This window comes from Bacillus sp. PPSBB_2, assembly GCF_045291115.1.
Taxonomy (GTDB): domain Bacteria; phylum Bacillota; class Bacilli; order Bacillales; family Bacillaceae_G; genus Bacillus_A; species Bacillus_A cereus.
Genome location: NZ_CP147983.1, coordinates 5,109,053 through 5,119,470, shown reverse-complemented (window position 1 = coordinate 5,119,470; position 10,418 = coordinate 5,109,053). Strand labels below are relative to the sequence as shown.

Sequence of the window (10,418 nt, the reverse complement as noted above, 5' to 3'; positions counted from 1 at the left end):
CTGTATTGCTTCAGGATATAAAAGATCAAAATGTGTTATTTTCCGTTGCAGATGCTGCTTACGATAGTCAACGTATTTATGAAATTGCACGAACATGTAACATCTTTGCCATGAATCCAATCAATCCTAGGAATGGTGAACAAAATAAGAGTACACATCGTCGTGTATTATCTCATTTTATACAAACTATCTTTGGTAAACAATTGATGAAAGAACGTAGGAAAATTGAACAACAGTTTAGTAAACTCAAAGATAAAGGGTTGGAACAGCCACGTTGGTATGGTCAAAATCGCTATCTATTGCATGTTCAGCTAGTTTTTCTGATTCATAACATTGCATGTTTATTTTAGTTTTGCAACACCCTCAATGCAGTTAAACAGTTTTAAAGAGGTTGCTATATTGGGAGATATATTATCGATTTACCAACCGAAATGGATATTAATAAATAAAACGGGCTTAATAAAATTAAGCTCGTTTTATTTATTTTGCTTAAGAAAGAAATGGAACAGTGGTATATATGATACCTGCCCCATCATACTCTCCTGTCGCAAAGTATGAAAATGTAAAGAAACCTGTAACCGTAAAAATTACAATAAGAAAAAGTGCGAAGATAAATTTTAACATGTAAGGTCCCCTCATCCAAAAATAACTTCATACATTATTATAGTATACGAATATTTTATTTCCAATTGTTTACTGGTTAAAAATGAGAAGTCAGACATGTTTTGTATGTTGTAATGGAATGATTATTTGTAATGGATTTTGTGTTTTTTGTAAATGTCATGTTGTGATGGACGTGTGCATACTCCCAATCATGATCATTAAAATTTATGTTTCGGGGAGGGAGAAGTGGGACGACATCGAACAAGTTGACGAAACGAAAGCTACTAGCTACTTGTAGTTTATAATAATTTCGAAAAGCGATATCTCCTACTTTTGGAGAAGCGAATGTATAAAGTCCATACTGTGCGAAGGCAGTATTTATACGTGCATCTAATATGTGTAATGTGGCAAGCGCGCCACCTAGACTATGCCCAGTAGCTAGCAGTTTTTTATGTGCTGGCAATGATACGAGCATATCCATAATAGAATCACGACAAGACTCATAAATAGAGAGAAAACCGTTATGGACATTTCCGCCATTTAAAGCATAAGGATAAGGTTTTTGATTGACGAGAGAATCAATAATCCAATCGGGGTCTGTTTGAGTGCCTCTGAAGGCAACAATAATTGTATCCTCAGATTCTAATATAAATCCGAACCATTCTGTTGTTTGAATGGCCTTTCCTTGAAACCCTTGTACATATTGAAAACCATCTGGTATCTCGAAAATGCCATTTTGTTTATATTGTTCATACGTTAACTCACAACAAGAAGCTAACAGTATGGCAGTGTCTTTATCAAAGGATAAAGGAGTACGCATTAAGGTAGCCCTCCTTAAGAAAAGGTATAGTTTAATATATGCGGTGAGGAACTTGATTCATTCTTTTGGAGGTGGGGAATAGCTTGTATCGCTTATCTAAATCGGTGGAGGAAATTATAAGGTCAAAATAAAACAGTGCCTGATAAGGGCACTGTTTACTCTTTTTCATCTCAAGGAATCGACTTTTTTAGTTATTCTTAATGAACTGACGCATGCGTTAGTTGCATAAGTAAGAGGTTTGAAAAAATAGCCTGTATATATTTGAACGATGAATAACTTACCTATTTTCTTGTGTTTGTTTACACTATATACAGAAAAATTTGAAAAACAAAACGTATTATTTATCTGTTTGTTTTTGCTTCTTTTTCAAATATTCCGTACGCAATTTTTCAAGTTGCTGCTTTTTATCAAATTTGGCAGGTTTCTGTTTTTCATGGAACTTTGCCACAGCTACCTGACTTTTGGAATCCAATTGATATTTTCCCACTTTGTTCACCTACTTTTCTTGTCTCTAAAGAGAATCTATTCAACAAATATAATATACCTTATTTTCCTGAAGTAAACCTTATTACTTTATTTTAACTGCTTTTTCTCGTTTGTAGACGTAAATTAAAACACCCTTTCACTACATTACTGCAAGCAAGGGTGTTTTAATTTTATTATTTTATTAGTTGATGGCCATGCCTATATAAGGGCACAGTTTACTCTTTCCCATCTAATAAACGACCAAGTCCACCTAATACACTACCTTCGCCAGTACTTTGCGCTGCTGGGCTTGTAAGGCGTGCTGCTAAGCGGCTAAGTGTTAAGGACTGAATCCAAACTGTTCCAGGACCTTCTAATGTTGCGAAGAATAAACCCTCGCCGCCAAATAGAGCTGTTTTTACTTTACCAACGAACTCGACATCATAGTTAATGTCTTTTGTCATAGCAACGAGACAACCTGTATCAATACGAAGTTTCTCACCAGGTTTTAATTCACGTTTATATACAGTTCCACCTGCGTGCATGAAAGCAAGGCCATCACCTTCAAGTTTCTGCATGATGAAACCTTCACCACCGAAGAAACCAGTTCCTATTTTTTTCGTAAATTCAATTCCGATAGAAACACCTTTTGCGGCACAAAGAAAGGCATCTTTTTGACAAACTACTTTTCCTTGATACTCTGTTAAATCTACAGGAATAATTTTACCAGGATAAGGAGCAGCAAATGAGACGTGGCGCTTGCCGTGACCTGTATTTGTAAATACAGTCATAAACATACTTTCGCCTGTAACGAGACGTTTACCAGCGCCCATTAATTTTCCGAATAAACCTCCAGATGGGCCAGAACCATCACCGAAGATTGTTTCCATTTCTATGTAATCTTCCATCATCATCATTGCGCCAGCTTCTGCGATCACGCTCTCTTCTGGATCTAACTCAATTTCAACAAACTGCATATCATCGCCATATAACTTATACTCGATTTCGTGTGCTCTCATTTTTTTCACCTCGTATGTAATAGATACTTATATTGTACAGAATTTAATAGGATTAGAATACTTTAGTTTTGTTAATTTTCAAATAAAGTGGAACCAGCCAAAACTGATTATCAGCTCCCGCCAATCAAGCTGTCCACAAATGGCGGGATAATATATGAATATGGAAATTCAACATTATATTAAAATTATAAAAAAATGGTGGAATGAAAGTGTTCTCATTTGACGTTTTGGATATAGCGTGATATAGTGAAATCACTATTGAGCTACATAATGTGGTACGGAAATAAAGCACGTTGAATTAAAGGCTGTAAGCTTGTTATACATTCATGTCCTTTATATCCACCTTTTCATGTGGATTCATAGTTTCATTTTTATTTAGGAGGTACATGACATGCAAACAGGTAAAGTTAAATGGTTCAACAGCGAAAAAGGTTTCGGTTTCATCGAAGTTGAAGGTGGAGACGATGTATTCGTTCACTTCTCAGCTATCCAAGGTGACGGATTCAAAACTTTAGAAGAAGGTCAAGAAGTTTCTTTCGAAATCGTTGAAGGTAACCGTGGACCACAAGCTGCTAACGTTACAAAAAACTAATTAGCTAGCGATAAAAAGCATTCCGATTTTCGGAATGCTTTTTTTATTCTTTGGAACTAGATTCATTTGAAGATAATTCACCTTTGAAGGTACGTTCTTCAAAATCATCAAGCATTTGTTCATATTCTTCATGCTCTTCTGTAGCGAAAACTTGTGGGTTTTTCCCGTACATATCCGTACCGATAAAGTTTTCAAAATCCTCCACGTAGCCTACGTTTTCTTCACTATTTACATACATGCCATTATAGTTTTTTGAATCTTGTCTTTCTAAATCAGACGGCGTTTCAGATGTTCCGTAATTTGCGACATCTTGCCACGCATCTTCCGCATCGTACTCAACAGAATGGTCCTCATCATGCTTGTGGAAAGAAGGAGACAACACTTCTTCTTCAACTGGTCGTGTATTCATATTTAACTTATTTGTCGCGTGCTGGATGCATGTTGTAGCGGTTGGCATTGCTTCCAATCTTTCAAATGGAATTTCTTCGCCAGACACTTCGCAAATGCCGTACGTACCCACTTCTATTTTTTGCAAGGCATGTTTCGTGTCTTCAAGCTGTTTATGCCAAAGTTCAATAAGTCCGAAGTCTTTTTCCCGTTCATATAGCTCTGTAGCCATATCAGCTGGATGGTTATCATAGCTAGATAATTCTCCAACGGAATCACGTTCAGAAGCACGATCTGTATTTTCATGAGTTTGTATCGTTTGCTCTAGTTCTTGTTTTTGTTTTTCTAAAATGGATTTAAATTGACCTACTTGTTGTGGAGTTAACATAGTCGTCCACCTTCCTACAATTCAGTTTCTTTACATAGTATGGGCGTTGAGAGTAGGAATTATGAGATGAATTTCAGATATGAAAAAGGAGCCGCATAAGCAGCTCCTTTTATAGAAAGTATCCAAGTAATAATCCGATTCCCATTAGGAAACCGAAGATTGTATTTGTTTTTGCTGTTGCAATCATCGCAGGTACCATTTCTATTGGAATGCTTTTGCCGATAAAGCCTTTCGTCGCTTTAAATGCTTTCGGTGCACTTAAAAATACGATAAGCATCCATGGTGATACGATGCCCACGATAATTAAAGCAATTGTCCAAATGTAGGAAACGATGAACATCGAAGCAAGTACACCAACCGCTCGCTCGCGCCCAACGAGAATTGCTAACGTTTTACGACCGTTTTCTTTATCGCCATCCAAGTCACGAATATTATTAGCTAGTAAAATGGCGCCAATTAAAATGGAGCTTGGGATAGATAGTAAAATGACTTCTGATGTTACAGTTCCAGTTTGAATAAAGAATGAAATCCCAATAATAATGACACCCATAAATAATCCGGCTGTCAACTCTCCAAATGGTGTATATGCAATTGGAAGTGGGCCACCTGTATAAAGGTAAGCAACGGCCATACAAACAAGACCGATTGCAGCAAGCCACCAGCTAGAATTCATACAAATATAAACACCTAGTAGTATTGCGATGCCGAAAAATCCAAATGCTAAGTTAAGCACTGTTTTTGGCTGAATGCCATCGCGAACGATAGCGCCGCCGATACCAACTGAACCTTCGTGATCGAGTCCTCTTTTATAATCAAAGTATTCATTAAACATGTTTGTTGCTGCTTGAATGAGAAGACAAGCAAGAAGCATCATAAGGAAAAGAGGAAGATGTATTTGATTTATACCTCCGACCTGCATCGAATATGCTGTTCCGATGAAAACAGGTACGAAAGCGGCTGTTAATGTATGGGGACGTAGTAAACTCCACCAGATGCGCCAGCCTGTTTGCTTACTTGGCTTTGGCGCCGTAGGAGAGGAATTCGTTTTGACGTTCATTTCCATGTTGAATCCTCCTTTGGTCACATATTGTACACAACTAAGTGTAGAAAAAGCATCATTTAGTGTCAACGTTTATTTTCTAGGAAGAGAAGGTGAATTTCTCAGAAATGCTAAACGTTGACAGGCCTTTCGTTTGAGGTGTATCTTAAAATCAAGCGTAATTATGACTATTTTTCGCCCATAGGGGGGAGACAATTGTGATTCAAACGAAACAAAAAGGCTTGCAAGAAGTTCTTATTGCAGCTATCAAGCGTGCAACTAACGAAAAAACATTGGTTAGTTTTGTAAAACAAATAGACTGGGTGGATCCGCTTTTGTTCTATGCAGCAGGAAAAAGGATTTCATTCGAAAATAGATGTTATTTTGCAGACCCGGCTCAGCATGTAATATTTGCAGGAATTGGCTCTGTTTTCACTATAGCAAATTCTTCTCATAAGCGCTTTCAAACCGCTCGCGACGAGTGGGAGAAAGTAAAAGAGAATGCATTTGTCCAAAGAGATGAATATGAATTTGGAACGGGTCCGCTTTTATTTGGTGGTTTTTCCTTTGATCCAGAAAAAGAGAAAACGGACCTATGGAAAGAGTTTAAAGATACGACATTTTCACTACCAGCATTTTTATTAACTGTAAAAAATGAAAAAGCATGGTTAACGATGAATACATTTGTTTCAGCAACAGATTGTGCAGAAAATCTTTATAACGAAATGATTTCTTTAGAAGAGAAAATTTTGAGAGAGAGTAAATGTGCGCTAAACGGATCGAAATTGACTGTTATTTCTAAAGTAGAAGTGAATCCGAAAGGCTGGATGAAAGCAATTGAAAAAGTACAAGATGAGATGAAGCAGGGTAACGTGCAGAAGGTTGTATTGGCGAGGGAACTAAAAGTAGAGATGAATCATTCGATTGATTCTGCTCTTGTTTTAGAAGCACTTCGCATTGGTCAACCGGATTGTTACGTATTTTCTTTTGATTATAAAGGAGCATGCTTCTTAGGAGCGACGCCTGAGAGATTAATTCGCAAAGAAGATGAGAAATTTACATCGATGTGTCTTGCGGGTTCAATCGGTCATGGTCATTCTATAGAAGAAAGTAAGCGAAATAGTAATGCGCTTCTTCATGATGAAAAGAATTTAGCTGAACATGGGTATGTTGTTAACATGATCCGCTCGGTACTAAATGAACATTGCGAATACGTTAATATTCCGGAAAGCCCAGGTTTATTAACAACGAAAAACTTAATTCACTTATATACGCCTGTAGAAGCAAAAGGCGATGCGAGTCTTTTAACAATGGTAGAAGAATTACATCCAACACCAGCTCTTGGCGGGACACCTCGTTTGGAAGCGATGAAACTGATCCGTGATGTTGAATTGTTAGACAGAGGGTTGTATGGTGCACCGATTGGCTGGATAGATGATGAAGGAAATGGTGAATTTGCGGTTGCGCTGCGCTGCGGATTATTAAACGGCGAGAAAGCATCCTTATTTGCCGGTTGTGGTATTGTAATTGATTCAATCCCGCAGCTTGAATATGAAGAAACAAGTTTGAAGTTTAGACCGATGCTTGGTGCTTTGGAGGAATTAATGAAATGAACAATCATATAGAAGCATTATCATATTATTTAGGCGCGTTCGTGGATGAACTGACGCGTCTAGATGTATGTGATGTTGTCATTAGTCCAGGCTCACGGTCAACGCCGATTGCTTTACTAATGGAACAACACGAAGGAATGAACACATATTTACATGTGGATGAAAGATCAGCAGGATTTTTCGCGCTCGGTATTGCGAAAGCAAAAAAACGCCCAGTAGCATTATTATGTACGTCAGGAACAGCAGCAGCGAACTATTATCCAGCTGTATGTGAAGCTTTTCATTCAAGGGTCCCACTTATCGTCTTAACAGCGGATAGACCGCATGAATTAAGAGATGTGGGTGCACCACAAGCAATGAATCAATTTAATTTATACGGTACTTTTGTGAAACAATTTACAGAGATGGCACTGCCAGAAGCAAGTGAAGCGATGTATCATTACGCTCGTATGACGACGCAGCGTATAGTAGCAAATGCTTGTTTAGCACCGCAGGGTCCTGTTCATCTTAATTTTCCAGTTCGCGAGCCACTTATCCCTGATTTCTCACTAGAAAGCTTATGGGATAAAGGACGTAGTGAATATACAGGAGTAGTTCAGCAAGGAAACGCGGTGATGCCGAGTGAATATGTAGATTCTCTTGTAGGGCGCCTTTCACATATGGAAAAGGGGCTTATTATTTGTGGAGATGATAGTCATGCAGAAATCGCAATGTTTGCAACGCAACTAGCTGAAAAAACTGGCTATCCTATATTAGCAGACCCACTTTCTAATATTCGTAGCGGACACCACGATAAAACGATGGTAATTGACTGTTATGATACATTTTTACGAAATGAAAAGTTAAAAGAAACATGGAAACCGGACGTTTTAATTCGCTTTGGTGGTATGCCTGTTTCTAAATCATTAACGCAGTTCATAAAAAAACAAACAAAAGCAGTTCATATCGTTGTCGATGAATCAGGACAATGGAGAGATCCAGCTCTTGTTGCGACAGAAGTTGTGCAAGCAAGTGACATTGAATTCTGCAAGGCATTAATAGAAAAAATGCCAGTTATGAAAAAGAATGATTGGTCCCTAATGTGGCAACATATAAACGAAAAAACGAAGGAAACGCTTCGTGAAATGGAAACATATGAAACTGCATTTGAAGGAAAGGTTATTACAGATATTGTGCGCGTATTACCAGAAGACGCAACGTTATTTGCGAGCAATAGTATGCCAATTCGTGATACAGACTCATTCTTCTTCACATCGGATAAAAACATCCATGTGATGGCAAACCGTGGTGTAAATGGTATTGATGGAATCATTTCGACAGCTCTAGGAGCAAGCGTTATTTGCGATCCACTTGTATTAGTAATTGGTGATTTATCATTTTATCACGATTTAAACGGGCTGTTAGCAGCGAAATTACATGAATTAAACATAACAATTGTCGTTGTAAATAATGATGGTGGGGGTATTTTCTCATTCTTACCACAGTATGAGAAAAAGGAACATTTTGAATCATTATTTGGAACACCAATTGGACTTGATTATGAGCATGTTGTCAAAATGTACGGCGGTTCATTTAGCCGTGTAAATGGTTGGGAGCAATTCCGAGAAGAAGTTCGAAAAGGAACGACGACAGAAGGTTTACACGTTGTGGAAATTTGTACGAACCGTGATGAAAACTTAACATTGCACCGTACGTTATGGGCAAAAACACAGGACGTAATTACTACATCTTTACAAGGTGAATCAAAATGAAAGTAACGCTGCAAGGTGTATCGTATGAATATGAAGTAGTCGGAAGCGGGGAACCACTTCTACTTCTTCATGGTTTTACGGGAAGCATGGAAACGTGGCGTTCTTTTATCTCTTCATGGAGTGAGCAGTTTCAAGTTATTGTAGTTGATCTTGTTGGGCACGGAAAGACGGAGAGTCCTGAAGATGTTGCGCATTATGATATCCGAAATGTGGCATTGCAAATGAAAGAACTACTAGATTACCTTCATATTGAAAAAGTACATATACTTGGCTACTCAATGGGAGGAAGACTGGCGATTACGATGGCATGTCTATATCCAGATTATGTACACTCTCTTTTATTAGAAAATTGTACAGCTGGGCTCGAAGACGAAGCGGATAGAAAAGAACGTCGTGAAAAAGATGATCGACTTGCCGATAAAATTGAGCGAGAAGGCATAGAAAGTTTTGTATCGATGTGGGAAGATATTCCGCTTTTTGCAACGCAAAAACGTTTAGCAAAAAACGTACAAGAAGCGGTGCGAAAAGAACGACTTGCTAACAACCCAAAAGGGCTCGCAAATAGCTTGCGCGGCATGGGAACTGGGGCTCAGCCTTCCTGGTGGGATGAGCTGAAAAACTTAAAAATACCTGTTCTTTTAATGAACGGAGAATATGATGAAAAGTTCTTCCGCATATTAAAAAACATCGAAAAATGCGTCTCTGACGCGAAATTTGTCAAAATTCATGGTGCTGGCCATGCAATTCATGTGGAACAACCGGAAAAGTTTGATACAATAGTAAAGGGATTTCTAAAAACTATGCAGTGATACTTTTTTCAGTAAGAAGGAAGCCGCGCTTATAGGTGGAATCAGAAATATACAAGGAGGTAGTTGTAATGGCTATTGAATGGGTAAAAGAAGGCAATTACGAAGATATTATTTATTCAACATACAATGGTATCGCAAAAATTTCGATTAACCGTCCTGAAGTACATAACGCATTCCGTCCAAAAACGGTAATGGAGTTAATCGACGCTTTTGCACAAGCTCGTGATGATGCAAATGTTGGCGTTATCATTTTAACAGGTGAAGGGGGACGTGCATTCTGTTCTGGCGGCGACCAAAAAGTTCGCGGTCATGGTGGATATGTAGGTGACGACCAAATCCCTCGTTTAAACGTATTAGACTTACAACGTCTAATTCGCGCAATTCCTAAACCAGTTATCGCAATGGTAGCAGGTTATGCAATCGGTGGTGGACACGTACTTCATATCGTATGTGACTTAACAATCGCTGCAGACAACGCTGTATTCGGACAAACAGGTCCTAAAGTAGGAAGCTTTGACGGTGGATACGGAGCTGGTTACTTAGCTCGTATGGTAGGCCACAAGAAAGCTCGCGAAATTTGGTACCTATGCCGTCAATACAACGCTCAAGAAGCGCTTGATATGGGCTTAGTAAACACTGTAGTACCATTAGAAGAGCTTGAAGCAGAAACAGTACAATGGGCACAAGAAATTTTAGCAAACAGCCCAATGGCACTTCGTTTCCTAAAAGCTGCATTCAACGCAGACACAGACGGTCTAGCTGGTATTCAACAACTAGCTGGAGATGCAACGTTATTGTACTACACAACTGACGAAGCAAAAGAAGGTCGCGACGCATTCAAAGAAAAACGCAGTCCGGACTTCGGTCAATTCCCTCGTTTCCCGTGATCAAACCAAAAGCGAAAGCGGCTCGCCAATAAAGTGAGACGCAAC

The 10,418-nt window shown here is 38.6% G+C and carries 12 protein-coding genes; 6 read left to right on the top strand and 6 right to left on the bottom strand.

Features of this window, described 5'->3' with window-relative positions; genetic code table 11:
- On the top strand, nt 1–350 hold a 350-nt coding region (locus V6946_RS25985; protein ID WP_406622056.1), incomplete at its 5' end, for a transposase.
- A gap of 139 nt (nt 351–489) precedes the next feature.
- Here V6946_RS25985 and V6946_RS25980 read toward each other — a convergent pair.
- From V6946_RS25980 to V6946_RS25965, 4 genes are all read right to left on the bottom strand, one after another.
- Complete coding sequence (locus tag V6946_RS25980) at nt 490–624, bottom strand: hypothetical protein (protein ID WP_000911075.1); 135 nt, start codon at nt 622–624, stop codon at nt 490–492.
- Between the two features lie 76 nt (nt 625–700).
- Nucleotides 701–1,423 carry a lipase family protein gene (locus tag V6946_RS25975; RefSeq protein ID WP_001260111.1) on the bottom strand — a complete coding sequence of 241 codons (723 nt, stop codon included), beginning with the start codon at nt 1,421–1,423 and terminating at the stop codon, nt 701–703.
- 337 nt (nt 1,424–1,760) lie between these two features.
- Complete coding sequence (locus V6946_RS25970) at nt 1,761–1,910, bottom strand: hypothetical protein (RefSeq protein WP_000521639.1); 150 nt, start codon at nt 1,908–1,910, stop codon at nt 1,761–1,763.
- Nucleotides 1,911–2,124: 214 nt separating this feature from the next.
- Complete coding sequence (locus tag V6946_RS25965; protein ID WP_001201257.1) at nt 2,125–2,907, bottom strand: TIGR00266 family protein; 783 nt, start codon at nt 2,905–2,907, stop codon at nt 2,125–2,127.
- 391 nt (nt 2,908–3,298) lie between these two features.
- On the opposite strand from V6946_RS25965, the gene cspD reads away from it, so the two are divergent.
- The gene (cspD, locus tag V6946_RS25960; RefSeq protein WP_001193054.1) at nt 3,299–3,499 is read left to right on the top strand and encodes a cold-shock protein CspD; all 201 of its coding nucleotides are present in this window, start codon (nt 3,299–3,301) and stop codon (nt 3,497–3,499) included.
- A gap of 43 nt (nt 3,500–3,542) precedes the next feature.
- Here the strand turns inward: cspD and V6946_RS25955 are convergent, their stop codons facing one another.
- Together V6946_RS25955 and V6946_RS25950 are read right to left on the bottom strand one after the other, a co-directional pair.
- Nucleotides 3,543–4,274, bottom strand: a complete 732-nt coding sequence (locus V6946_RS25955) for a yteA family sporulation protein (RefSeq protein WP_366981750.1) — start codon at nt 4,272–4,274, stop codon at nt 3,543–3,545.
- Between the two features lie 109 nt (nt 4,275–4,383).
- Nucleotides 4,384–5,337: a 1,4-dihydroxy-2-naphthoate polyprenyltransferase gene (locus tag V6946_RS25950; RefSeq protein WP_000425769.1), complete on the bottom strand. Its 954-nt coding sequence runs from the start codon at nt 5,335–5,337 to the stop codon at nt 4,384–4,386.
- Between the two features lie 194 nt (nt 5,338–5,531).
- On the opposite strand from V6946_RS25950, the gene V6946_RS25945 reads away from it, so the two are divergent.
- The 4 genes from V6946_RS25945 (at nt 5,532) to menB (ending at nt 10,373) form a co-directional block, all read left to right on the top strand.
- The gene (locus V6946_RS25945) at nt 5,532–6,926 is read left to right on the top strand and encodes an isochorismate synthase MenF (RefSeq protein WP_006915660.1); all 1,395 of its coding nucleotides are present in this window, start codon (nt 5,532–5,534) and stop codon (nt 6,924–6,926) included.
- On the top strand, nt 6,923–8,677 hold the full coding sequence (gene menD / locus V6946_RS25940) for a 2-succinyl-5-enolpyruvyl-6-hydroxy-3-cyclohexene-1-carboxylic-acid synthase (RefSeq protein WP_001059195.1): 1,755 nt from the start codon (nt 6,923–6,925) through the stop codon (nt 8,675–8,677). Before V6946_RS25945 ends, menD begins: the two co-directional genes overlap by 4 nt.
- On the top strand, nt 8,674–9,486 hold the full coding sequence (menH, locus tag V6946_RS25935) for a 2-succinyl-6-hydroxy-2,4-cyclohexadiene-1-carboxylate synthase (protein WP_016123511.1): 813 nt from the start codon (nt 8,674–8,676) through the stop codon (nt 9,484–9,486). The genes menD and menH overlap by 4 nt, the downstream gene beginning before the upstream one ends.
- Nucleotides 9,487–9,554: 68 nt before the next feature.
- Entirely contained in the window at nt 9,555–10,373 is an 819-nt protein-coding gene (gene menB / locus V6946_RS25930; protein WP_000963881.1) for a 1,4-dihydroxy-2-naphthoyl-CoA synthase, read from the top strand.
- The last annotated feature ends 45 nt before the right edge of the window (nt 10,374–10,418 follow it).